A 24,410-nucleotide genomic window follows, 5' to 3' on the forward strand; every position below is an offset into this window, starting at 1 on the left:
GTCAACGGCGCAACGTTGAAGCAGCAGTTTTGACGTCCAGTCTCGACCCTAGAGGTGCAATCTGTGAAGAGGCTAGGAGATCACGATTCGGCCACCAGAGATGATGGCTTAGGCTGAGAGGGTGAAGCCCCAGCCGCTGAACGCAGCATCCCGCAATGACGCTCTGACCCGCCTGAGGGCTACCGCTGGTCCTGAGGGTGAGCCTCTTGATGTGCTGGTGATCGGTGGCGGTGTAGTGGGAGCCGCCGCGGCCTTCGACGCTGCTGGGCGGGGGTTGAGCACCGGCCTGGTGGAGGCCCGCGACTTTGGTGAGGGCACCAGCTCGCGGTCCTCCAAACTGGTCCACGGGGGGCTGCGCTATCTGCAGATGCTGGACTTCAAGCTGGTGGCTGAGGCGCTGCGCGAGCGCGATCTGCTGCTGCGCCGGCTGGCCCCGCACCTGGTGCGCCCCCTGCCGTTCATCTTCCCCTTCGACAAACCAGTATTCGACCGGGCCTTCATCGGCTCCGGAGTCACCCTCTACGACACCCTGGCCTCCGGGTCCAGCCTGCTGCGCGGGTCGCGCGGACGGGCCGTACCCTTCCACCGGCATCTGGGCCGGACCGGACTGCGCGAACGCTTCCCCGCCCTGGACACCGAGAGGTACCACGGCGGCCTGGAATACTACGACGCACAGGTCGACGACGCCCGGCTGGTGCTCACCCTGGCCCGCTCCGCCCACAGCCTGGGCGCAGCAGCGGTCTCTCGTGCCGAAGCGGTCGAATACCTCAGGGCCCCAGAGGCAGATCACGCCGCTGAACCGCGGATCACCGGGGTGCGGTTGGTCGACCACCTGACCGGGGAGAGCTTCGAGGCCTATGCTAAAGAGATCATTCTGGCCGCCGGGGTCTGGACCGGTCAGGCCCAGCAGGCCGCCGCCACTGACTCCGGGCTGAAGGTGCTGGCCTCTAAGGGCATCCATATCACTGTGCCCCGGGATCGGATCAGCGCCGAGGGCACGGTGGGAATCATCACCCAGACCGAGAAGTCGGTGCTGTTCCTCATCCCGCTGCGCGATGTGTGGGCCATCGGCACCACGGATACCGCCTGGCACCAGGCAGTGGACTCCCCGGCAGCCACCTCGGCGGATATTGATTATGTGCTCGAACACGCCAATGCGGTACTGGACGAGGACCTCACCCGCGAGGATATTCTGGCCACCTGGGCGGGCCTGAGACCATTGGTGCAGCCGGTGGCCACCGATGAGTCCGCCTCGGCCAAGGTCTCCCGCGAGCACACCGTGATGCAGCTGGCCCCGGGCCTGACCGGGATTGCCGGCGGAAAGCTGACCACCTATCGGGTGATGGCTGAGGATGTGGTGGACTTCGCCGCCGAAGGCACGTTCAAGGACCGGGCCTCCATCACCCATGTCCTGCCGCTGCTGGGCGGGCAGGGATACGGCGAATGGGTGGACCGGGCCGAGGATCTCGCTGCCCGCTACGGCTGGGACCACCAGCGGGTGGACCGGCTGCTCAACCGCTACGGCTCCCTGCTCGCCGAACTGCTGGACCTGATTGATGCTGACCCGAGCCTGGGCACGTCCCTGGAGCGGGCACCGCAGTACCTGCGCGCCGAGATCGCCTATGCCGCCCAGTACGAGGGCGCCATGCATCTGGATGATCTGCTCTCCCGCCGCACCCGTCTGGTCCACGAAACCGCCGACCGCGGCCTGGCAGCCCTGGATGAGGTCTTACAGATCGCCGCCCCGCTGCTGGGCTGGGACCCCGCCCGGGCCGAGGACGAACGCAGCGCCTACATTCGTTATGTGGAGGCGGTCCGTGCGGCAGAGGCGGTCACCGACGACGCGGCGGCCGCTGAGCTGATCGCCGCCAGCTATCCGGTCCCGGGCCAGGACGTGGAGGCGCGCCCGCTGTGAAGGACTCGCTATGAGTGATTACATCCTCTCCATTGACCAGGGCACCACCTCCACCCGGGCCGTGGTGTTCGATCACTCCGGGGCCATCGTCTCCTCCGCGCAGAAGGAGCACGATCAGCACTTCCCGCAGGCGGGCTGGGTGGAGCACGATGCCGCCGAGATTTGGGTCAACACCCAGGAGGTCATCTCTGGAGCCCTGGCTGAGGGTGAGCTGGCCGCGGAACAGATCACAGCCCTGGGCATCACCAATCAGCGCGAGACCACCGTGGTCTGGGATAAGAGCACCGGTGAGCCCATTTACCGCGCGGTGGTCTGGCAGGACACCCGCACCCAGAGCCTGGTCGATGAGCTGGCAGCAGCCGACGCCGCAGCCGGCACCGACCGCTTCAAAGAGCAGACCGGCCTGCCCCTGGCCACCTACTTCTCCGGACCCAAGATCGCCTGGATTCTGGACCATGTGGACGGCGCCCGGGAACGCGCCGAGGCCGGGGAGCTGCTCTTCGGCACTATGGACACCTGGCTGGTGTGGAACCTCACCGGCGGAACCGAGGGCGGGGTGCACCTCACTGATGTCACCAATGCCTCCCGCACCCTGCTGATGAATCTGGAGACCCTTGACTGGAATCCTGAGATCTGCGCCGCCATCGGCGTACCGGAGGCTGTGCTGCCTCAGATCCGCAGTTCCTCCGAAACCTACGCTGAATGCGCAGCCTCCAGCGGCATTCCCGGGGTCCCGATCGCCGGCATTCTGGGTGACCAGCACGCCGCCACCGTGGGTCAGGCCTGCTTTGAGCCCGGACAGGGCAAGAACACCTACGGCACCGGGAACTTCATGCTCATCAACACCGGCCATGAGCCGGTGCACAACGACCAGGGACTGCTCACCACCCTGGCCTATCAGTTCGGCGACCAAGCCCCGGTCTACGCCTTGGAGGGCTCCATCGCGGTCACCGGCTCACTCATCCAGTGGCTGCGCGACAACCTGGGGATCATCAGAACCGCCCCGGAATCCGAGGACCGCGCCAAGAACGTCAAGGACCACGGGGGCGCCTATATTGTGCCCGCCTTCTCCGGGCTCTTCGCCCCCTACTGGCGTCCGGAGGCCCGCGGCGTCGTCGTCGGTCTGACCCGGTATGTGACCGCAGATCACTTGTGCCGAGCTGCTCTGGAGTCTGTGGCCTTCCAATCCGCCGAGGTGGTGGAGGCGATGAACGCCTCCGCCCCGGAGGACCTGACCGAACTGAAGGTGGACGGCGGCATGGTGGTCAATGAGACGCTTATGCAGTTCCAAGCCGATATTCTCGGCGTGGAGGTGGTACGCCCTGAGGTCATCGAGACCACCGCTCTGGGTGCCGCCTACGCCGCGGGACTGGCCACCGGCTACTGGTCCTCCACTTCAGCGCTCACCAGCAACTGGCGTGAGGGCGCCCGGTGGAGCCCCACTATGGACGCCGCCGCCCGGGCTGAGCGCCTGGCCGAGTGGCGCAAGGCAGTGGAGCGCACCTTGAACTGGGTTGAATGATGCACACAGTGCACAGTAGGTGCCCCTCTGCCGCCCCTTCCTCCTTTGTTCGCTGAACCGCCTGACAGCGGTGTCGGCGAACCATCACGCCATCTGATGCGACACGCCGAACACGCCGGGCTCTCCAACTAATTTTTCTGGGGATAGGACTGTGCACGGCTGTGGAGAGGGGAGCCGGCGTCGTCGTACTTCCGCGTGCTGGTGCCGGACACGCCATCCACAGTCCTTGTGCACAGGCAGTGGAAAACTACACTGGTGTGAGTACAGCATCTTGTGGCTGCTGACATCGGCCAACACAAGATGTAGTATCGAAGGGTCTTCAACCCCCACGGAACTACCTCTGAAAGGAACCTTCCCCATGAGCGTCACCGTCTACACCAAGCCCGCCTGCGTCCAGTGCAACGCCACCTACCGCGCCCTGGACAAGAACGGCGTCACCTACAAGACCGTCGACATCTCCCAGGACGCCCAGGCTCTGGAGCGGGTCCGTGCTCTGGGCTACATGCAGGCACCAGTGGTGATCACCGAATCCGATCACTGGTCAGGGTTCCGGCCCGACAAGATCTCTGAGCTGACTGCCGCTGCAGCACCCCAGGCCGCAGCAGCCTGATCATCCTCCAGGAGGGCCCAGCATGCTCACCTCAGCCAGGCTGATCTACTTCTCCTCGGTGTCGAACAACACCCACCGGTTTGTGGAGAAGCTGCGCATGCCTGAGGAGGAGACCGCCCGGCTGCCGGTGCACACCGGGGCTGAGACCCTCCAAGCCACTGAGCCCTATGTGCTGGTCCTGCCCACCTATGGGGCCAATGGCGGCAGGGGATCGGTGCCCAAGCAGGTCATCAAGTTCCTCAATGTGGAGTCCAACCGGAGGCTGCTGCGAGGCGTGATCGGGGCGGGCAACACCAATTTTCACGAAAGCTACTGCATCGCCGGTGACATCGTCGCCGCCAAATGCAATGTGCCGCACCTGTACAGGTTCGAGCTGATGGGCACTCCAGAGGATGTGTCCAAAGTCCACAAAGGATTGGAAGAGTTTTGGAAACAGCAGTCAAGCCTCTCAGCCGTGTAGCCGAGCCGGCCCTGGCCAAGGAGTTCCCCCCGGAGTGGGCGGAGTTGTCCTACCAGGACCTCAACGCCATGCTCAACCTCTATGGCGCAGACGGAAAGATCCAGTTCGAAGCCGATCAGCTGGCTGCCCGGAAGTACTTCCTGGACAACGTCAACGTCAACACCGTCTTCTTCCACGACCTGGACGAGAAGCTGAAGTACCTGGTGGAGAACGACTATTACGAGGCCGAGACCCTGGCTCAGTACAGCGACGAGTTCATCCATCGGCTCTGGGCCGAAGCCTACGGGCACAAGTTCCGGTTCCCCACCTTCCTGGGCGCCTTCAAGTTCTACACCTCCTACGCGCTGAAGACCTTCGACGGTAACCGCTACCTGGAGCGGTTCGAGGACCGGGTGTGCATGGTGGCCCTCTACCTGGCTCGCGGCAATGAGGAGCACGCTATTGCCCTGATGGAGGAGATCATCTCCGGTCGCTTCCAGCCGGCCACCCCCACCTTCCTCAACGCCGGCAAGAAGCAGCGCGGCGAGCTGGTCAGCTGCTTCCTGCTGCGCATCGAGGACAATATGGAGTCCATCGCCCGCGGCATCAATTCAGCCCTTCAGCTCTCCAAGCGAGGCGGCGGCGTCGCCCTCTCGCTGACTAACATCCGTGAGCACGGGGCGCCGATCAAGCAGATCGAGAACCAGTCCTCCGGGGTGATCCCGGTGATGAAGCTGCTGGAGGACTCCTTCAGCTATGCCAATCAGCTCGGTGCCCGGCAGGGGGCCGGTGCGGTGTACCTCAACGCTCACCATCCGGACATCTACCGGTTCCTGGACACCAAGCGCGAGAACGCCGATGAGAAGATCCGCATCAAGACCCTCTCCCTGGGCGTGGTGATTCCGGACATCACCTTTGAGCTGGCTAAGAAGAACGAGGATATGTACCTGTTCTCGCCCTATGACGTGGAGCGGGTCTACGGCAAGCCGTTCACCGAGATCTCGGTCACCGAGAAATACTACGAGATGGTCGACGACGCCCGGATCCGTAAGTCCAAGATCAATGCCCGGGAGTTCTTCCAGACCTTGGCCGAGATCCAGTTCGAATCCGGCTACCCCTACATCATGTTCGAGGACACGGTGAACCGGGCCAACCCGGTGGCCGGCCGGATCACCATGTCCAACCTGTGCTCCGAGATCCTGCAGGTCTCCGAGCCCAGCGAATACGCTGCCGACCTCGGCTATGCCACCGTGGGCAAGGACATCTCCTGCAATCTCGGTTCGCTGAACATCGCCAAGACTATGGACTCCCCGGATTTCGGCTCCACCATCGAGACCGCCATCCGCTCGCTGACCGCGGTCTCGGATATGTCCTACATCGAGTCGGTGCCCTCGATCGCCGAGGGCAATAAGCGCACCCACGCCATCGGGCTGGGTCAGATGAACCTGCACGGCTACCTGGCCAGGGAGCGGGTGCACTACGGCTCCGAGGAGGGCCTGGACTTCACCAATATCTACTTCTACACGGTGCTCTACCACTGCCTGCGCGCCTCCAACCAGATCGCCAAGGAGACCGGGGAGACCTTCGACGGTTTCGAGAACTCCACCTACGCCGCTGGGGAGTTCTTCGACAAGTACACCGAGCAGGCATGGGAGCCTAAGACCGCCAAGGTGCGTGAGCTCTTCGCCCATGTGCACATCCCCACCCAGGAGGATTGGCGCCGGCTGAAGTTCGAGGTGCAGACCCACGGTATTTACAACCAGAATCTGCAGGCGGTCCCGCCCACCGGCTCGATCAGCTACATCAACAACTCCACTTCCTCCATCCACCCGGTGGCCTCCAAGATCGAGATTCGCAAAGAAGGCAAGATCGGCCGGGTCTACTACCCGGCGCCCTATCTGACCAATGACAACCTGGAGTACTACCAGGACGCCTATGAGATCGGGTACGAGAAGATCATCGATACCTACGCGGCGGCTACCCAGCATGTGGACCAGGGACTGAGCCTGACCCTGTTCTTCAAGGACACCGCCACCACCCGGGACATCAACAAGGCGCAGATCTACGCGTGGAAGAAGGGCATCAAGACCCTCTACTACATCCGGCTGCGCCAGCTGGCCCTGGAGGGCACTGAGGTTGAGGGCTGCGTCTCCTGCATGCTGTAGGGGATTCAGCAGGAGCGAAACAACGCCGCTCCACCGGCTTTACTGACGCAACAGACAAGAACCACTCAAGGGAAGAACCGGAGCAACAGTGACCACATCAGTCGAGGCAGAGACCTCCTCCACACTGCTCGACCATGTTGAGGCGATCAACTGGAACCGCCTGCCCGACGAGAAGGACGGTGAGGTTTGGAACCGTCTGGTCAACAACTTCTGGCTGCCGGAGAAAGTCCCGGTGTCCAATGACGTGCAGTCCTGGGCCACACTCACCGAAGAGGAGAAGACCCTCACCATGCGGGTCTTCACCGGTCTGACCCTGCTGGACACCATTCAGGGCACTGTGGGTGCGGTGGCGCTGATCCCGCATTCGCTGACCCAGCACGAGGAGGCGGTGCTGACCAATATCGCCTTCATGGAGTCGGTGCACGCCAAGTCCTATTCACAGATCTTCTCCACCCTGTGCTCCACCAAGGAGATCGACGACGCCTTTCGCTGGTCGCGTGAGAATCCGCACCTGCAGCGCAAGGCGCAGATCGTCATGGACTACTACCACGGCTCGGACGGGCAGAAGAAGCGGGTGGCCTCCACCATCCTGGAGTCCTTCCTCTTCTACTCCGGCTTCTATCTGCCGATGCACTGGTCCTCACGGGCTAAGCTGACCAACACTGCGGACATCATCCGTCTGATCATCCGCGATGAGGCTGTGCACGGCTACTACATCGGCTATAAGTACCAGCGCGCCCTGGAGCTTGAGACCCCGGAACGCCGCCAGGAGCTGAAGGACTACACCTTCGAGCTGCTCTTCGAGCTCTACGACAACGAGGTCGCCTACACCCATGACCTCTACGACGGGGTCGGACTGGCCGAGGACGTGAAAAAGTTCCTGCACTACAACGCCAATAAGGCCCTGATGAACTTGGGCTATGAGGCGATGTTCCCCGCAGATGTCACTGATGTGAACCCGGCCATCCTCTCCGCGCTCAGCCCCAACGCGGACGAGAACCATGACTTCTTCTCCGGATCCGGCTCTTCCTACGTCATCGGCAAGGCCGTCGAGACCGAAGACGAGGACTGGGACTTCTGAGACCGATGTCCTGAGTTGTCGCCGCAAGGCCTGGTAAGGGGCCCGGATCCGCAGGTTTCTGCAGGTCCGGGCCCTTTTTCGTGCCTCCTCCCAACGAACACAGGAGGACGGACATGAAAGTTGCACCTAATTAGGGTCAGCTGCTCACGGCAAGATTGAGGATAGAGGGCCAGGCGCGTTAAAAAGGAGCGAGCTGTGAAACGTGGTGCGGTGAGCAAAGAGACGATTAAGCAGTTCGCTGTGCGGTCCACCAAAGAGTCGGCCAAGCTTGAGAGGCGGGCAGTTCCTCATGATCATGTTCGGTCGGAGCGGGTTCAGTTCTTCCTGGCTGAGCGCCGCAAGGGTGTCTGAAGCTTCAGTGCTTAGTTACGTCGAAAAGTGGTGGTCAATGTCGCTGCTGGTATGCAGCATTCGTTCAACCCGGATGACGTGAGGATGCTCGAGATAGAAGATGAGGTACGGAAAACGCGGTGGAGTGATGTACCGAAGACCCGGTACCTCAAGAATCTCGACATAGCGCAGAGATCCGACGCCAGGAGATTCGGTGATCGTGGTCACAGCTTCGTCCACCATGTCGGAGAATCGATTGGCGACTTCGGGTCCGGCATCCAGGAGGTACTGGCGATAAGTACTGAGAAAGTCTTCTCGGGCAAGGGGAGAGAGCTCTACCGGCTTCACGGGATCACGGATGGATCAGGTGGAAGATTGAGCTTCGGTCCGAACCGCTGACCAGGGCACACCAGGACCTGAGTTCATACCGTCCAGGATCTTCTGGCGAAGAGCTTGGTGCTGAACTTCATACCGGTCGCGATCTTCACGAGCCTTCTCGGCCAGATACTCCTCGGCAGAGGCGTAATCCCCGCGGGCAACCCTCTGATCGATGTACTCTTTGAGCTCATCGGGAACCGAAACACTGATGGTGACCATGCCTCTAGTCTAGAACTCCGATACACACCTGTCACTGAATCGATGGTCCATCTTCAGCCAAGGGGAGTAGACTCGAGCGCGTGAAAGAACTCCACTCTCACAGCGAGACGCTGCTTCTTCCCACGAGTGGCACGCAGGGGCACGAGCAACTGGTGCCGCCTCAGAAACCTCGAGATTCCGCCTCACCCAGGCCGCTTGGCAAGAGCTGGGACTTCTGAGACCGATGTCCTGAGTTGTCGCCGCAAGGCCTGGTAAGGGTCCCGGATCCGCAGATGTGCTCATCGCCGATAAGGCCGCGGATCTTGGCGAGGTCTTGGAGATTGTCGAATCCGCTGAAGCTGGCAGGAAGGCGGGCCGGTCGATGATCACGCCGAATCCTTGGGGAAAGTCTCGTCCGGCGGAGAGGTTTTTTCGTAGATAATCACAGCAGGTGCGAAGAAGGCTCCGACTGCCGAGTCGACGCTCAAGAAGAGCTCCAGCAGCGGCGGTTCCGTCAGCGGCACCGGTGACACACTGAAGCCATGACCAATATGCGTAGAGCGATGTTCGGACTATGGGGCTCCTCCCATCCAGGGCCTACCGTCGTGGTGACCGTGCTTGCGGCGGCGCTCTCGGTGGCTGTGGGGTTGGAACTCGGGCGAACGATGCTACTGATGATGGCGGTCTTCGTCGGGCAGCTCTCGATAGGTATCTCCAATGACGCCATCGACGCTGACCGGGACCGCGCCGTGGGACGAGCAGATAAGCCCGTGGCGCGCGGTGATGTCAGTATCCGGACCGCCTGGGGCGCTGCGATCGGATGCTTCTTCCTCGCTCTGGTCTTATCGGTGCCACTGGGCTTTGGGGTGATGGTGGCACACGCCCTCGCGCTCGTATCGGCGTGGTCCTACAACGCCGGCCTGAAGGCGACTCCGTGGTCCATCGTCCCCTTTCTCATCACCTTCGGGATATTCCCTTCCCTTGCCACCCTTTCAGCCTCCGAGCCCGAACTTGCAGCCACGTGGGCGTGGCTGGCTGGCGGATCACTGGGTGCTGCTATCCATCTGACGAATGTGCTGCCTGACCTCGACGACGACGCGCGTACGGGGATACGCGGACTGCCGCACCGGATCGGTGGGCAGGGATCCGTCTGGCTCGCCGCCGCAGCCGTGTTGGTCGGAGCGTTTGCGGCCACGCTCGGGCCGAGCGGGGGCCAAGCTGCCGAGGTGCCCGTTGTCTCGTGGGTGTTCTGTGGCGTCGTCGTCAGCGTGGTAGTGATGACCCTGGTCCTCGCTGGTCTGGGACGACCAGGACGGATACTGTTTCGCTTGGTGATGCTGGCAGCACTGCTGCTGGCGGTTCAGCTGATTGTCTCCGGGGGCTCGTTGGCCGGCTAGTTAGTGGTCAGGGAGGGTGTCCGCTGAGCCGTTTACCCGGTCGAACCCCATCGAGTAAGCCCGTGCGAAGAGTGCGCCGGTCCCCGGACCTAGCATGATCCGGAGCCCATGGCGCCGTACTGCGTCAACTGGTGCTGGGGCGGGGCGCCCCAGAAGGGTATTCATCCCGGCAAGCTTGGCTGCACGATAACTGGAGGTGAGCCGGGCCCGCTCCCACGTGTGGAGAGCCTCCAGAGGAGGAACGCGGGTAGCGAGCCACTGCCCGAGGAGCGGGGCCAGAGTCGCCGCGTCGAGCAGCCCCAAGTTCATGCCCTGTCCGCCGATTGGACTCACCTCGTGGGCCGCGTCTCCAATCACAATAATGCGTCCGTTGCGCATTCGTGGAGCTACGTAGCGGCGGACACCGAATCCCGAGGTGCGGCCAATGACCGTCTCTCCCCGTGCGGTCAGCGCGCGTTCCATACGGTCTTGCTGCGCTTGGGGATCAGTGGAGGATCCCGGTCGATCCCACGCAACGAATCGCCGCTGCCCCCCGGGAAGGGGGAAGGACTCCAGTACGCCGATGTCATCGAGGTGCACCACTGCCGTGGTGGCACTTGCTTGATCGGCTACAGGCACGTCAGTCATCAGGTATCGGTCACGGTAGGTGTGACTCTCAGGATTCTTGTACACCAGGTGCCGAGAGCGAGCGCCCCCTGCCACGATGACCAACCCGGCCCTGCGTTTCCCGGCCGTGGTGTGGACGTAAACCTGATCCGCAGCGGGCTCCAGAGCGGTGGCCTGCACTCCGCGGCTGACAGGCGGAGCCGCCTGACTGAGCACCTGTTCGGTCACGGACTGCGGCAGCGTAGCGACAAAAGGGAACCGGACGGAGAGCTTGTCAAAGCGCACTGTGCCGAGTAGGCGACCCTGTGAACGAGCTTCACCACCCGTCACACGGTGGGCCTGATCTAACAGGACACCGGTCAGTCCTGAGGCCTCAAGTGCGGCCAGCACTGGGGCATGGACCCCGATGGCCCGCGTGCCAGGGCTGGCCATCGGGCGTTGTTCCAGGACTTCAACAGTGATGCTGCGGCGGGCCAGCTCGGCCGCCATCAGAAGACCTACCGGACCCGCGCCGATGATGATGACCTCAGGCGCGGCCACTTGTTTCAGCAATCAGTCGAAACGGTACAGGTGAGGTGACATTCCATTCGGATCCCAGTGCGGCAGAGAGCTCGTGGCGCGAATAGCTGCGCCTGATGGATCGCAGACCATCCACCCGCAGGAAGGTTCCCGGGGCCAGTGGGATGATGCCCACAGCGAAGAGACAGTACGCGAGCCTGCCACGAGCAATATCGCTATGGATGACCTTGCCGGAGGACAGGTCCCGCGAGGTCTGCGTAAACTCCAGCAGCTCCTCCGGTTCGAGGTGATGGAGGACGTGGTTTGATATCACGACATCGAACCTCTGGCGATGATCAATCAGGGCTTGGGCATCGGCACAGAGGAACGTTGCCTGGGGTACTTCTCTCCGCCGTGTCACCGTGTAGGCTCGCGGATCAGGATCTGCACCGGTCCAGTGCACGTCGAAACCATCGCCTGCGGCCAGACCGGCCAGTCGCTCGATGACATCCCCTCCTCCAGAGCCCAGATCCAGCACGCGGGCGGGGCGCTTCAGGTCTGAGAAGGTCGGGCGGAGAGAGGTGCGGTAAACAGTGTCCCAACCCGCCACAAGGCGGTTCACCAGTCCGAAGCGACGCAGCGTGGCGTGCAGCCGTTGGGGATCACAGTGAGGATCATCCATCAGCTCACGTAGTTCGGCGTCCCGCTTGGAAAGATTCACGGACCGGCTCACGGACCTTTGCGCAAAAGGGCAGTCTCCACGGTGAGCCCCGGGCCGAACGCTATGGCAGCGATCGGCCCGCTGATGGCGGTGTCCCGCAGGAGTCGGCGCAGAATGAACAGAATAGTGGCGCTGGACATGTTGCCGTACTCGTGAAGAACAGCACGGGAAGCAGCAATAGCCGAGCTGTCCAGATCCAGACCGGCCTCAACTCGATCGAGAACGCTGCGTCCGCCGGGGTGTATCGCCCAGATATCTGGCGGTGGTTCGCCGTCGAGAAACGAGTCCACGGCTCCGCGGATTTCATGTCCTATAATTCGTGGCACTTCGGCAGAGAGCGTCATCTCGAATCCCTGGTCGCCAATGGTCCAGACCATGTCCGTTTCGCCCGCTTCCGTCAAGGTAGTCGCGAAGCGGTCAAGGAAGATGCCTCCCGCCACACCGGTCGTCTCATCAGCGGTGATAAGCACTGCAGCAGCCCCGTCGGCAAAGACTGACGCTGAAACGATCTGCTGGGGGTCGGGACTGTTGCGCACGTGGAGGGAGCACAGTTCCACGCAGACGACCAGAACGACCGCCTCGGGCTGTGCTGCAGTGATCTGTGACGCCGTACGCAGTGCCGGCAGTGCAGCGGCACAACCTATAAAGCCCAGATGGCTGCGCTGAACCTGTGTGGATAGGCCAAGGTCGCGCACCAGGCGGTAGTCGAGTCCCGGGGCGAAAAACCCGGTGCAGGAGACAGTGACGACATGCGTGACTTGGTGCGCCGCAACCTGCCCCTCACGCAACGCTTTGCTTGCAGCCTCCGCAGCGAGCGGGGGTGCGGCGTGACGGTAGAGATCGTTGCGCTCGCCTGTGGAAGGGACCAGCAGCTCGCCTTCGGCAGAGATAAAGGTGCCATCCGGAGTTCCCCCTAGTCCGCTGAGCACCGTGTGCCTGGTCGCGATCCCCGCCGCGTCGAAGGCGGCGCTGATGTAGCGACGTGCGAGCTTTCCCGTGGACGGCTGTTCCGCAAAGAAATCACGCAGGTCCGGCTGCGAGACGGACGTGGCAGGCACAGCAGTACCGATCGAAACGATGCGCGCGGGCATGTCACCACTAAACCATGCCCGCTGGGAGGTTGTATCCAGGCGGAACCTGGAAGGACTGAAAAACGCCCAAATGACACTGGAACGTCACGAGACAGCCAGCTTCTGTAAAGCCCGTCTTCGTAATCGTCAGGTATCACCTTCCTGCCGCAGCACACCCCGCTGTGCTCAGCGCCAGCATCGCGAGGGGGTGCCTCTCGGTTCCGTTCGGGCGTACAGTGCATCACGTGACTGAGCACGCGAGAACCGACGACGGACGATACATCATTGTTGGGGGACGGAAGTGGCGCACATCGGACCCTGCCATCCCAGAACAGCTCCGTGCAGAACTTGTGAAGGAACTTATGGCCGCGCGCAGACTAGTCAAAACTCGTGGAGACGACGTGCGGTTTCGCGTCCGGGATGCCAAGGTTGCGTTGGGGGAGCGCGGGGAGCCGTGGTGGGAGCCGACAGACGATGGCCGGCGCGATCGTCTCTCGGCGACGATCCGTGCCTTGCTTCGGCACCGAGAAGGTTCCACGATATGCCCCAGCGACGCGGCCCGTGTGGTCGGAGGCGAGGACTGGCGTGAAGTGGTGCAGTTGGCCCGCGAGGTGGCCGGTGAGCTTTCAGCCGAGGGTCATGTGTGCATCACTCAGAACGGCCAGCCCGTTGGAATCGATGCTCGAGGACCGATTCGTTTGGGCGCCGGGCCGGACCTCGCGCTCTGACCGCCGACAGGTCGGCGACCCGGCAAGCTCCAGCGGTGCCCCGTGCTGGGCCACGCGTCACCGAGTCCCTGGGCCGCCGTCGAACGCTGTCTTCTTCTCTGCCTGCGGCCCGGGTACGCCGGTCAGCTCAACATTCAGGGGGCGCGGTGACGCCAGCGGCTGCAGGGCACGGCGCTCCTCGGCGGCAGGGTTCGTCATCTCGTCAGACTAGCTATTCACCCGTAGGCTGTTTTTATCCGCGCCTCCTACGAGTCCCCGCGGAGGCTCTGATCTGGAGTGATATGGCCGGCCAGACCCGCACTGTCCAAATTCTCGGGCTCGCCGTGATGATCGCCGTCCCTCTGCTCGTGGGATTCCTCGGCAGCCAAGCCACCTCGGAGCATACCGACGGTTGGTATTCCGAGGCCGACGTCGCACCGTGGAACCCGCCCAGCTGGGTCTTCAGCCCGGTATGGACAACGCTATACATCATGATGGGCGTCGCAGCCTGGCTGGTCTGGCGACGACGCCTTACGTTTGCGGTCTGGGCGGCGCTCGGCCTCTACATCGCCCAACTCGTCCTGAATAGCATCTGGTCCCCGCTGTTCTTCGCCGGCTACCCTGCCTGGGGAACCGCCGCGCTCTGGGCCGCCATGGGAGTCATCCTGATGCTGATCGTCCTGCTCGCACTGACCATCCGCGCGTTCTGGCCGATCAGCCGACTCGGAGCAGTTCTTCTGCTTCCCTATCTGGCATGGGTGATCTACGCCGCCTCGCTCAACCTCTACATCGCGATGGCGAACTGATCCGAACGTCCCACACCTGCCACACTCTCCATCGGCCACACTGACCATGATCAAACCGACAACGGGCCTCAGTATAGGGAGCACTATACGTCACATGAATGCTAGGCAAAGTGCGAGTAGTTGTTTCAGCAGGGGCCTCACCGGGCCGATCCACAGCATTTCCGTAGTATTCCAAATACCAAGGGCAACCAGCGAATGAAGCCGACCAGGGCGACCGTCCTGGATGTGCTGGACACGGATTGCTTTATCGAGCTAGGGGAGAGCCAGGAGCATCAACCCCCATCTCGGAGCTCGGCGATACTCCAGTTCGAGACATCGATCTCAGTATCCCCTTATGCTTTGGAGAGTAGTCGAGCGAGTCTATGAGGGATAGAAGCTTCACGCGGTAGAATCCAGAGAACTCTACGGGCGCAACGGGAAGATCAGGTGGAGGACCCAATTTCGGCCCGAACATCTGACCATGGCACGCCAGGTCCTGCGTCCATCCCATCAAGGACCTTCTGGTGAAGTGCATGCCGCTGAGTCTCATACCGGTCGCGGTCTTAGCCGGCTTTCTCAGTCAGGTACTCGTCGGCCCAGCCATAGTCACCGCGGGCAACCCTCTGATCGATGTAGTCCTTGAGCCCATCGGGAACCGAAACGCCAATGGTGGCCATGCCTCTAAACACATCCACTCCAACGGCCAGACGCCACTTCTTTGCCTAGAGGGGAACGCGTGGGGCCGAACAACAGGTACCGCCGCAGAAACCGCGCGAATCCGCCTCACCCAGGCTCCCGGAAAGAACTAAGACTCTAGTACTTCCAAAAGGGTGTGTCAGAATCCCGGGAACTCATGGCCCGGGGACCTGAGTTCCCGGGATTTCGGCACACCATCTCTCTCCCCTCCCCCCCCCAACCTGGCACGCTGATGGCACAGGGGGCTAGTCCGGCTGTACGTGACATCACATATCGCCTGCTTCTGCAGCAGCGGACCGACTAGGAGACTATCTATCTGAGTACAGCCTGGCTCGGTGTGCCAGCAACGCAAGTTCAGTACGGTCCCTAAGCCCGAGCTTCGTCAGGATCCTGCTGACATAGGTCCGGGTGGTCGCGGGACTCAGGAACAGCTCCGCGGCTATCTCCAAGTTGTTTTGCCCCAATCCGACCCCGCGCATGACCTCAATCTCTCGACCGGTCAATGAGGACAGATCGACATCGGACTCGTCCTGACCACCTGAGGCCGCATGGTCCATGAGCTTCCGCGTGATCTGCGGAGAGAGAAGGCTGACCCCTTCTGCGGCGGCTTTCACCGCACGGCGGAGTTCATCCGGTGGGCTGTCTTTGAGCAGATAACTGCAGGCACCGGCGCGTATGGCGTTGAACACTTCGGTGTCGTCGTCGAATGTGGTCAGGATGAGCACGTTCGCTCGATTCTCCGGTTCTTTGAGAATCCTGCGGGTGGCCTCGATACCGTCCATTATGGGCATGCGGATATCCATCAGCACGACGTCGGGGGCAAGCTCTGCTGCTTTCCGCAGGGCTTCTTTGCCATTCCCAGCTTCCCCGACTACTCGGATATCCGGGTCATTACTCAGCAAAGCTTTGATTCCGGCTCGCAGAAGGTCCTGGTCATCGACAAGGAGAATGCGAATCATCTCATACTCCTGTCACAGCGGTTTTCAGCGGTAACGATGCGCTCACACGGAACCCATCATTCAACGGCTCTGCCTTCAGCCGGCCACCGAGAGCTTCGCACCGTTCAGCCATGCCAATCAGCCCGAAACCTTCAGTCTCCCCTCGGACCCTGGAGTATCGGGGTCCGTCATCCTGGACGCTGATAGCAAGTTCTTCGTCTTCTTCGGTGATAGTTACCCGTGCCTGACGGGCTCTGGAATGTTTCGCGATGTTGTTCAGTGCTTCCTGAATGATCCGGTAGGCCGCACGACTGACTGGTTCAGGAAGAGTGGACGAAATGCTGATCTCTGGCCGGACCTCAATGGGCGAGCCTTTGAAGAGTGTGGATTCCAGGTTTTCGAGGGACACAGGCGTGGGGGCGAGGTTTCGGCTGCGCAGGGTGCTTACTGTCTGGCGCAGTTCGGACATCATGCGCCGACTGGTTTCCCCGATGATAGCCAGTGATGATTCGGCGGCAGCTGGGTCCTGTCGAATGGCTTCACGTGCAACGTGCGAATGCGTAGAAATCAGTGTGACCTGATGGCCCAGCGCGTCGTGGAGTTCTTGGGCGATACGGGTTCTCTCTTCGGCCGAAGCGGCTTGGGCCTGGCTGCGTTCCTGCTCGGCGGTCACCTCCAGAAGACGCTGTGTCCGCAGTTTCATGGACCGGCGAGCTCGCACGCTGTCTCCGAGAGCAATCACTGCGGCCATCAGTGCGATATCCGGCCCGGCGTCGGTGACGAAATCAGTGGGCGGTTTCTCCGTGGTGGAGGTCACGACTTTCCAGACCAGGAACGTGAACACTAATGTCACGGCCGCCCATCCCGGCCACTTGCTGCGGTGAAACTCTGCCGTGGAATAGAGCGCAGGGGCTAAGGGTAAGGCGAGTCCTATTCCGGGGTATCCCATCAGGTGATAAATGATCAGTATCCCGAGGCTGGCAAAGAGGATCGCGGGAGCCCATCGACGCCTCAGCAGTAACAAGGCACCTAGTCCAAGAATAAGCATGTAGGAAAACTTGTCAGCCGGACGTTCATACGGTTCAGAGACATAACTGATCCAGCTCAGTACCAGTACGAGCCCGGCGGCGAGAAACACATCAACCAGTTGGGAGCGTTCTCTCATGGTGCCCATGATTCGCCCGCTCACCATGCGGTCAGGTTTCAGCCTCATCCCTCCAGTCTAGGCTGGGCCTTATCCAGTCAGGGAGTCACCCAAAAGCGATGTGGCTGTCGCTTCAGGGCGAACGAGATATCGATCTGAATCCGATGTGCCCACAAGTCCTAGCTCATAAAGTCGATGACGTCCTTGAACCCTGAGCGCATCAATAACCGTAGACGAGGGGCCTTCTTGAACAGCACAGAGAATGCCCTCTCCAGGCTGGTGCAGGGTATGTGTTCGTAGCAGTCACCCCTCCAAGGTGCGTGGTCTGCGTCTGCTGGTTCTCGTTTTACGGTCAACGATGAAGGAGGCCTTCCCATGTCGCGTATCGCTTTTTTGGATACGGCCTTCACTACCGGCCGTATCGTGGCGTTCCTTAGCGTCAGCGTGCTAAGCGGGACGATTCTGGCCGGATTAGTGCTGCCCGCGGCACTGACGGTTGGTGCCGCAGCGTCCATGAGTTCGACGGTGCTGGATGAGAATCAGCCTGAACTCAGGTCGGCTCCGCTGAGTCAGCCATCTGTGGTCTATGCAGCAGATGGGTCAGAACTCACGCGTTTTTATTCAGAAAACCGCACACCAGTAGATATCGATGAGATTTCTCAGCCCATGCAGAATGCCATCGTCGCGATTGAGGATGAGCGGTTCTATGAGCACAACGGCACCGACCCGCAGGCTATCATCCGGGCGGCGGTAAACAACCTCACCAGCGACACCACCCAGGGCGGGTCCACCATTACACATCAGTACGTCAGCCTGATCCTGCTCAATGCGGACTATCTGGAAGGTCGAGAAGATCTCGTGATGGGAGGCACGACCACGCTCGGAGATCGCCTGAATGAGGCACGGCTGGCAGTTCAACTGGAACAAGAAATGACCAAGGAAGAGATCCTTGCCGGGTATCTCAACATCGTGCTGCTGGGCCGTCAGAACTACGGGGTCGAGGCTGCCGCCCAATATTATTGGGGCATCCCAGCCGCTGAGCTGAATATTCAACAGTCAGCATTGCTGGCAGGCATGGTGCAGTCGCCAAATTTTTATGACCCTTTGACCAACCCGGACGCAGCGACCGACCGACGCAATGTGGTGCTGGGCACCATGCTGCGTAATGAGTACATCACCCAGGATGAGTACGAGCAGGCGGTGGCCTCGGACCTCGGTCTTGAGAACGTAAACCCGCCGGCATCAGGGTGCATCGCAGCACAGACGGCCCCGTACTTCTGCGATTACATCGAACGGCTGATTCTTGCCGATGACACCTTCGGAGACACCGAAGAGGAACGTAGAGCACTGCTGGAGCGCGGTGGACTGCGCATCCACACCACCCTAGAACCCGATATCCAGGAGGAGGCTGAACGGACTTTGCGCACCAACGTTCCCGTCGGCGATGATTCCGGTGCAGTTGGCACCATCGTGACCCTGGAGAACGGTACCGGAAACGTGCTGGCCATGGCCCAGTCCACCAATTACAACCCGGACGGGGAAGATCTTTCAACGGGCAACACCACGGTGAACTACAACATGGAACAGGCGTGGGGTGAATCCAGCGGGTTCCCGGTGGGATCGACGCTGAAGCCCTTTGTCGCCGCGGCCTGGGTCGAGGGCGGCGGATCAATGGATGACGTCGTCACCTCCTCAGAGAACGAATACCCCTACGGGGAGGAATGGGAAGCCGGCTGCATGCCAGGTGGCAGCGTTCAACTGCTTGGTGAAGAGGACGAAGCCTGGGAAGTGAGCAATGTGATCGAGGCTCTGGATGGACAGGACACCACGGTGGACTTCGGACTGTACTACTCACTGAACACCGCCACTGTGGCCACAGCGTACGGGATGGATTTGTGCCGGATCAACGAAGTCACTGAACGGATGGGAATCCAACGGGCGACCTCGACCAGCCAAGGTGGGCGCACGGTGGACTTCGTGGAAACGCCCTCTGCTGTCATCGGCGGTACAGAGCTTTCCCCGATGACCCTGACAGAGGCCTACACCGCGTTCACCTCCGACGGGCAACGGTGCCAGCACCGGGTGATAGAGGAAATCACTGATGTTCATGGCAACGAATACTCCGGACAAGACATCGCCTGCGAGCAGGTCTTAGACCCGGATATTGCAGCCCAGGTCAATGACACTCTGATCAATATCGCCGAGGACATCCCCGATACTGCCCCAGCCTTCCCGATGCTGGGCAAGACTGGCACCTCGCACAACGGCACCAATACCTGGTTCGCCGGGGGCACTGAAGGGATCACCAGCACCGTTCATGTCGGTAGCTGGCAAGGCACCGGCCCCGCCTACAGACTTGCCGATGTCACCATCGGCGGCCGTTATTACGGCGGACAGCTATACGGAGGGACCCTGGCCGCGCCTATGTGGTACCAGTACACCTCCAATGTGGCCGGAGACTACCCCACCGGTGACTTCACCGAAGCAGAGGATTCACCCTTCGAGGACCGACGAGCTTGGCGCTATAGCTTCAGCCAATCCGAAGGAACACAGATCACTAACGACGACGCCTGAATCGCGCTCATCGTTGCAGCACATCCCAAGGAGTAGTCACCCATGAAGATACTCTCCGGCAAAAGACGCCACCCAGCGGCGTACCTCATGCTGCTTTTTACAGCGCTGCTGGTGACTGGAGGCATCTATGCCACGGCAATCACCATCAATCAAGCCCAGGCATCCAATGTGCCTGATGGCTATACAGCAGATCAGGTGGAAGGAGGTCAGCGACTCTACGTGGCCAACTGCGCCACCTGCCACGGAATGAACGCAGAAGGGACCGGGGCTGGACCTTCACTGGTGGGCGTGGGCGCGGCATCGGTTGACTTCCAGGTCGGGACCGGACGGATGCCGATGCAGATGAGCGGCCCTCAGGTCCGGGCCACAGACCCGGTCTTCAACGATGAGCAGACTGCCCAGCTGGCCGCCTACGTGGCGTCTCTCGGCGCGGGACCAGCTGTGCCCGAGGAGGAATGGCTGGACACGGACCAGGGTGATGCTGCCCGTGGCGGGGAGTTGTTCAGGATCAACTGCGCCATGTGCCACAACGCCGCCGGAGCTGGAGGAGCGTTGCCAGAAGGTCGTTTCGCTCCCAGTGTCCAGAACATCGAGGCACGTCATATCTATGAGGCCATGAGAACGGGCCCGCAGCAGATGCCGGTCTTCAATGAAGCCAATATCCCACCCTCTGACGCCAGAGACATCATCACCTACCTACATACCTTGGATACACAGACCAATCCTGGTGGCTTCAGTCTGGGGTCCCTCGGACCCGTCCCTGAAGGTCTGCTGATCTGGACGTTGGGGCTTTCCCTGGTAATCGGTGGCATGGTGTGGCTGACCTCGCGGGCATCATGAGGACCAGCAGATGATGACATCGCCTGCCCTCGGACCGCTCTCCGGCACAGACTGCCAGAAGGAGGGTGCTCACCAAGCAAAGGGGAGACTGGTCGCCCTTGATGCTGCCCGATCCGTGGCGATCTTGGGCATGATCATCGTCAACACGGGGCCTCTTCTTCTGGACGGACCAGCTTCTTATGCGATCCGATCCATGTATGGGCGAGCTTCCATCTTGTTTGTTGTTCTCGCCGGCGTCAGTGTGGCCCTGATGACCAGTCGGTCAACATCCCCCGTGTCTAGCCACACTGTCAGTCCCGCTGTCGGACTGGCCTGGCGGGGACTGGTCCTGCTGTTCGTCGGGCTTCTGCTACAGCCCCTGCCGCACGGAGCCAGTGTGATCCTGCCCCTTTATGGGGCGTTATTCTTCGCAGCCATTCTTCTGGAGAGATTGCCTTCCCGATGGTTGCTCAGGATGTCTGCAGCATGGATTGTCCTAGGTCCGTTGGCCTGGATGCTGGTCAATAACGATGGGCCTGCTACTCAAGGGCCAGCCAGCTTAGGGAACACCCCCACCGGCATCGTTGAGGCAGTTCTGATCACCGGCCCCTACCCGCTGCTGGTATGGGCTGCCCCCTTCGTCTTCGGCCTATGGCTGGGCAGACAAAACCTCCGGCAACCCCTGATCCAATGGACAATACTAGTCTCGGGGACAGTGGCGGGCTTCGGAGCTTTCCTCACAGCCCAGGCACTAATGCGATGGTTGGGTGAACCTGACATTTCCGCTGTGGGCTTCGACTGGCTGCGAACCGCTTATGGACACTCGCACACCCCCCTGTGGCTGGTCAGCGCCATCGGAACGGCCCTCATGATCCTCGGCGGGTTCCTGTTGCTCAGTCCCTACCTGGGCCGCGTAATCGTCCTCTTCTCAACGGCAGGGAGGATGCCGCTCAGTGCCTATGTGATCCATCTGCTGGTCTTGGCAGTCTGGGTTCAGCAACCCCCGCCGACAACAGCGCGAGGTCTGTTGGTCAGTATCGTCATCTTCGCTGGCATCCTCGTTTTCGCGATGCTTTGGTTCCGTATGCCCCGCAGGGGACCGCTGGAGCTTGTTATTGCTGCACCATTGGGGTGGCTGACGCAACAGAGTCCACGCCAGGCCTCCACCACTCATCCAACGACCGAAAACGACCCAGATGCATCTGGGACTCAAAAGAGGAAAATACCCATGAAAACCACCAGCCTCTTCACCGGTACCAGTATTTTTGCCATCGCCACGATCGTGGTCACGGCCTGCGCGTTGCCCGTAGATGAAGACCCTGAGCCTCCTGCTCCTGCTGGTACCCAGCCCGGCCAGCAGATAGACGATATGTCACCTACCCCGGAAACGGAGATCGAGTCAGGGCCTCTCCTAGAGCAACAAGGCGTCAGCGCCGGGCACCCCCTTGCAGCAGAGGCTGGGGTACAGATCCTGGCTGAGGGCGGCAACGCAGTGGATGCGGCCATTGCAGTGGCTTTCGCCGTGTCTGTGGTTGAACCCTTTGCCTCAGGGATCGGGGGTGGTGGCTCAGCGATTCTGGCTGGTCCCGCTGGTGAACCGGTCGTCTACGATTACCGCGAAGTGGTTGACAACAACGGTCAGATTCCCAGCAGCAATACCGGGATACCCGGTTTCGTGGCAGGCATGGGGCAACTGCATGCTGATTATGGAGAGTTGGAATGGTCCCAGGTGCTCGCCCCCGCTTATGTCTTGGCGGCTGAGGGCTTCGAAGTCTCTTCGTTCCTCTCAATACGCATGCAGCAGCCCGACGGCATGGCGGCGGTCAGTGGACTTGATCACTATGCACCGGGTGGGCAGTCTCTCTCAGTTGGGGAGATCCTCATTCAGGATGACCTCGCCACTACTTTGAATGCCATCAGCGAGAACGGGTGGCAGGACTTCTACACCGGTCCCCTGGCTGAGTCTCTTGTCTCCTCGGCAGAAGGAATCGACGCAGGGTCCTTGGCCGATTATGAGGTCATCGTCACCGAACCAGTCACTGGCTCGTTTGGAGACTACGAAATCCTGGGGCCCCCGCCGGCCTTACCCGGGGCGCCGATGATTCAGATGCTGCAGGTCGCAGAGGCCAACGGGATCGCTGATATGGACCCGGCCTCTGCCGAATACATTGACACGCTTTCGCAAGCTTGGCTCATCGCTGAGGAGTCTGTGTTCACCCAACTGGGCGATCCCAACTTTGTCGACGTTCCAGTGGATGAGATGACTGACGCGGAAACCAACGCACAATTGATGTCTTCCACCTTCCAGTCGGAGAACCCCCTGGAGATACAAACAGCCAGTTCTGCTGATGCACCCAACACCACCCATATCAGCGTGGTAGATGAGAACGGGCTGGCGGTCTCCATGACCAACACCATCATGTCCTTCTGGGGTTCTGGTCAGATGGTCGATGGATACTTCCTCAACAACCACCTTTCCCGATTCGAAGCCATCAATTCCCCGGCCAACCAGCCAGAGCCAGGGCGGCGTACAGTCACATGGTCCAACCCCGTGATGATCCTCGATGACCAGGGGCGTCCAGAACTGGTTATTGGTAGCCCTGGCGGGCGCCAGATCCTCAACATCGTCGGCACGGTGCTTACACAATGGGCTCTACAAGATCGCACTCTAGAGGAGGCCATCAATACTCGCCGCTTCCGGGCAGATAACAACGTAATCTATTTGGAAGAAGGCCATGGCCCGCAGACCATCGGCGGACTTGAGAGTCTCGGCTGGGGCACACAGGTATGGCCAGATGCACAGGCCAGCTTTGGTTCAGTGAATCTGCTGCATATCGACTATGACACAGGGGAGATCAGCAGCGCTGATGACTTCCGCCGAGAAGGCACCCACCGTATCATCAGCGGTGAGGGCAGTCCCTAACAGAACCCCCAGATGGCCACCATCAAAGAAGCTAGGCATACAACCTTCGCGTTCTGGCGCTTCTCCACGTCCCGACAGTGCAAGGTGGCGCACTCTTCCTCTCGTGATCGTCCACGGAGCCCTTTGATATCGATGTGGGTAACCACACCTACAATCCGATACGGAAGTCTCCTATGGTTCACCCTAGATCACCGGCTGACCCATGAGGGAAGGCGACCCCTGGTAGCACTAGTCATTGACCACCGGTGGCCCCAACCCCGGTCGCTGAACGATTCCAGATATCACCAGCCACAGTCTCCAATTGGGTCAACCGCCACCGGCAGGGACACGGGTTCGAGGGTCGCTCCAGCCGCTCTCACCGCAGTCCCCGGTGGCTGGAGCAACGTACTGAGCGGGGATGATCGCGTTGCGGTTCACCCGCCAGTGGGGACCCCACCGCATTGGTACCCATCGGGGTATCCCGCGCTCCACAGTGGGTCGGGTGCTTCAGCGATATGCCATGCCGAGGCTGGAGTACATGGACCAAGCCACCGGGCCTCCGGTCCGTCGTCCGGCACCGAATCGCTATGAGGCCAGTGCTCCTGGTAAAACGGTGTGTCAGAATCCCGGGAACTCATGGCCCGGGAACCTGAGTTCCCGGGATTTCGGCACACTATCTCGCTCCGATGCGCGGCAGTCGGGCTGGGCTGGACCGCCCTGCCGGCAATTACCGCCACTGAACAGATCAGCAACGGCTCCCTCCAGGTACTGGACGGCCCGGTCCTGCCGGACTGCGAAGTCCACGCACTGCTCCACTCTCGCCGGTACCTCACCCCGGCAACCAGCGCGGTGCTTCAGCAGCTCCGTCACACGTGGAGTCTTTGTGCAAGCTGATCCTCCGGCCGAAGAGATGCT

23 protein-coding genes are annotated in these 24,410 nt (G+C 61.2%); 14 read left to right on the plus strand and 9 right to left on the minus strand.

From position 1 onward, the window contains the following. The first annotated feature begins 121 nt into the window (after window positions 1–121). The 6 genes from F0311_RS13030 to nrdF all read left to right on the plus strand — a co-directional run bounded on the left by F0311_RS13030 (window position 122) and on the right by nrdF (window position 7,732). Window positions 122–1,915, plus strand: a complete 1,794-nt coding sequence (locus tag F0311_RS13030; RefSeq protein WP_150462375.1) for a glycerol-3-phosphate dehydrogenase/oxidase — start codon at window positions 122–124, stop codon at window positions 1,913–1,915. Window positions 1,916–1,925: 10 nt separating this feature from the next. Beyond that, window positions 1,926–3,437 carry a glycerol kinase GlpK gene (gene glpK / locus F0311_RS13035; protein ID WP_150462376.1) on the plus strand — a complete coding sequence of 504 codons (1,512 nt, stop codon included), beginning with the start codon at window positions 1,926–1,928 and terminating at the stop codon, window positions 3,435–3,437. A 358-nt stretch (window positions 3,438–3,795) separates the two neighbouring features. Further along, on the plus strand, window positions 3,796–4,047 hold the full coding sequence (gene nrdH, locus F0311_RS13040) for a glutaredoxin-like protein NrdH (RefSeq protein ID WP_150462378.1): 252 nt from the start codon (window positions 3,796–3,798) through the stop codon (window positions 4,045–4,047). Window positions 4,048–4,069: 22 nt separating this feature from the next. Continuing rightward, window positions 4,070–4,507 (plus strand): class Ib ribonucleoside-diphosphate reductase assembly flavoprotein NrdI, encoded by a 438-nt coding sequence (gene nrdI / locus F0311_RS13045; RefSeq protein ID WP_150462380.1) that lies wholly within the window; start codon window positions 4,070–4,072, stop codon window positions 4,505–4,507. After that, window positions 4,474–6,651: a class 1b ribonucleoside-diphosphate reductase subunit alpha gene (gene nrdE / locus F0311_RS13050; protein WP_396897444.1), complete on the plus strand. Its 2,178-nt coding sequence runs from the start codon at window positions 4,474–4,476 to the stop codon at window positions 6,649–6,651. Before nrdI ends, nrdE begins: the two co-directional genes overlap by 34 nt. Before the next feature lie 88 nt (window positions 6,652–6,739). Next, window positions 6,740–7,732 (plus strand): class 1b ribonucleoside-diphosphate reductase subunit beta, encoded by a 993-nt coding sequence (gene nrdF / locus F0311_RS13055; protein ID WP_150462382.1) that lies wholly within the window; start codon window positions 6,740–6,742, stop codon window positions 7,730–7,732. A gap of 366 nt (window positions 7,733–8,098) precedes the next feature. Here the strand turns inward: nrdF and F0311_RS19120 are convergent, their stop codons facing one another. From F0311_RS19120 to F0311_RS18135, 3 genes are all read right to left on the minus strand, one after another. After that, window positions 8,099–8,410 carry a type II toxin-antitoxin system RelE/ParE family toxin gene (locus F0311_RS19120; protein WP_191089926.1) on the minus strand — a complete coding sequence of 104 codons (312 nt, stop codon included), beginning with the start codon at window positions 8,408–8,410 and terminating at the stop codon, window positions 8,099–8,101. 15 nt (window positions 8,411–8,425) lie between these two features. Further along, window positions 8,426–8,659, minus strand: a complete 234-nt coding sequence (locus tag F0311_RS13065; protein ID WP_150462383.1) for a ribbon-helix-helix domain-containing protein — start codon at window positions 8,657–8,659, stop codon at window positions 8,426–8,428. Window positions 8,660–9,024: 365 nt separating this feature from the next. Continuing rightward, window positions 9,025–9,162: a hypothetical protein gene (locus F0311_RS18135; protein ID WP_191089927.1), complete on the minus strand. Its 138-nt coding sequence runs from the start codon at window positions 9,160–9,162 to the stop codon at window positions 9,025–9,027. Window positions 9,163–9,180: 18 nt separating this feature from the next. On the opposite strand from F0311_RS18135, the gene F0311_RS13070 reads away from it, so the two are divergent. Further along, entirely contained in the window at window positions 9,181–10,035 is an 855-nt protein-coding gene (locus F0311_RS13070) for a UbiA family prenyltransferase (protein WP_223881339.1), read from the plus strand. Here the strand turns inward: F0311_RS13070 and F0311_RS13075 are convergent, their stop codons facing one another. The 3 genes from F0311_RS13075 to F0311_RS13085 are packed head-to-tail and all read right to left on the minus strand — an operon-like array spanning window position 10,036 to window position 12,951. Then, window positions 10,036–11,193 (minus strand): FAD-dependent oxidoreductase, encoded by a 1,158-nt coding sequence (locus F0311_RS13075; RefSeq protein ID WP_223881340.1) that lies wholly within the window; start codon window positions 11,191–11,193, stop codon window positions 10,036–10,038. Beyond that, window positions 11,168–11,860, minus strand: coding sequence for a methyltransferase domain-containing protein (locus F0311_RS13080; RefSeq protein WP_150462384.1), 693 nt, complete (start codon window positions 11,858–11,860; stop codon window positions 11,168–11,170). Before F0311_RS13080 ends, F0311_RS13075 begins: the two co-directional genes overlap by 26 nt. Window positions 11,861–11,868: 8 nt before the next feature. Beyond that, window positions 11,869–12,951, minus strand: a complete 1,083-nt coding sequence (locus tag F0311_RS13085; RefSeq protein ID WP_150462385.1) for a type III polyketide synthase — start codon at window positions 12,949–12,951, stop codon at window positions 11,869–11,871. A 380-nt stretch (window positions 12,952–13,331) separates the two neighbouring features. On the opposite strand from F0311_RS13085, the gene F0311_RS13090 reads away from it, so the two are divergent. Next, window positions 13,332–13,658, plus strand: a complete 327-nt coding sequence (locus tag F0311_RS13090) for a DUF3253 domain-containing protein (protein WP_223881341.1) — start codon at window positions 13,332–13,334, stop codon at window positions 13,656–13,658. Window positions 13,659–13,715: 57 nt separating this feature from the next. On the opposite strand, the gene F0311_RS18140 is transcribed toward F0311_RS13090, so the two are convergent. Further along, window positions 13,716–13,856 (minus strand): hypothetical protein, encoded by a 141-nt coding sequence (locus F0311_RS18140; RefSeq protein ID WP_191089928.1) that lies wholly within the window; start codon window positions 13,854–13,856, stop codon window positions 13,716–13,718. An 83-nt stretch (window positions 13,857–13,939) separates the two neighbouring features. Between F0311_RS18140 and F0311_RS13095 the strand changes: the two genes are divergently transcribed. Then, window positions 13,940–14,443: a TspO/MBR family protein gene (locus F0311_RS13095; protein ID WP_223881342.1), complete on the plus strand. Its 504-nt coding sequence runs from the start codon at window positions 13,940–13,942 to the stop codon at window positions 14,441–14,443. 983 nt (window positions 14,444–15,426) lie between these two features. Here F0311_RS13095 and F0311_RS13100 read toward each other — a convergent pair. Next, complete coding sequence (locus F0311_RS13100) at window positions 15,427–16,077, minus strand: response regulator (RefSeq protein WP_150462387.1); 651 nt, start codon at window positions 16,075–16,077, stop codon at window positions 15,427–15,429. Window position 16,078: 1 nt separating this feature from the next. After that, window positions 16,079–17,269 carry a sensor histidine kinase gene (locus F0311_RS13105; protein ID WP_150462388.1) on the minus strand — a complete coding sequence of 397 codons (1,191 nt, stop codon included), beginning with the start codon at window positions 17,267–17,269 and terminating at the stop codon, window positions 16,079–16,081. A 306-nt stretch (window positions 17,270–17,575) separates the two neighbouring features. Here F0311_RS13105 and F0311_RS13110 point away from each other — a divergent pair, with 306 nt between their 5' ends. The 5 genes from F0311_RS13110 to F0311_RS19130 all read left to right on the plus strand — a co-directional run bounded on the left by F0311_RS13110 (window position 17,576) and on the right by F0311_RS19130 (window position 24,389). Then, window positions 17,576–19,774, plus strand: coding sequence for a transglycosylase domain-containing protein (locus tag F0311_RS13110; RefSeq protein ID WP_150462389.1), 2,199 nt, complete (start codon window positions 17,576–17,578; stop codon window positions 19,772–19,774). Window positions 19,775–19,816: 42 nt separating this feature from the next. Continuing rightward, window positions 19,817–20,614, plus strand: a complete 798-nt coding sequence (qcrC, locus tag F0311_RS13115) for a cytochrome bc1 complex diheme cytochrome c subunit (RefSeq protein ID WP_150462390.1) — start codon at window positions 19,817–19,819, stop codon at window positions 20,612–20,614. A gap of 454 nt (window positions 20,615–21,068) precedes the next feature. Beyond that, complete coding sequence (locus tag F0311_RS13120) at window positions 21,069–23,516, plus strand: gamma-glutamyltransferase (RefSeq protein WP_396897445.1); 2,448 nt, start codon at window positions 21,069–21,071, stop codon at window positions 23,514–23,516. Between the two features lie 245 nt (window positions 23,517–23,761). Continuing rightward, window positions 23,762–23,917 (plus strand): helix-turn-helix domain-containing protein, encoded by a 156-nt coding sequence (locus F0311_RS19125; RefSeq protein ID WP_396897446.1) that lies wholly within the window; start codon window positions 23,762–23,764, stop codon window positions 23,915–23,917. A gap of 214 nt (window positions 23,918–24,131) precedes the next feature. Continuing rightward, entirely contained in the window at window positions 24,132–24,389 is a 258-nt protein-coding gene (locus tag F0311_RS19130; protein ID WP_223881374.1) for a LysR substrate-binding domain-containing protein, read from the plus strand. The last annotated feature ends 21 nt before the right edge of the window (window positions 24,390–24,410 follow it).

It is taken from the genome of Nesterenkonia ebinurensis, from assembly GCF_008711175.1.
Taxonomy (GTDB): Bacteria; Actinomycetota; Actinomycetes; order Actinomycetales; family Micrococcaceae; genus Nesterenkonia; species Nesterenkonia ebinurensis.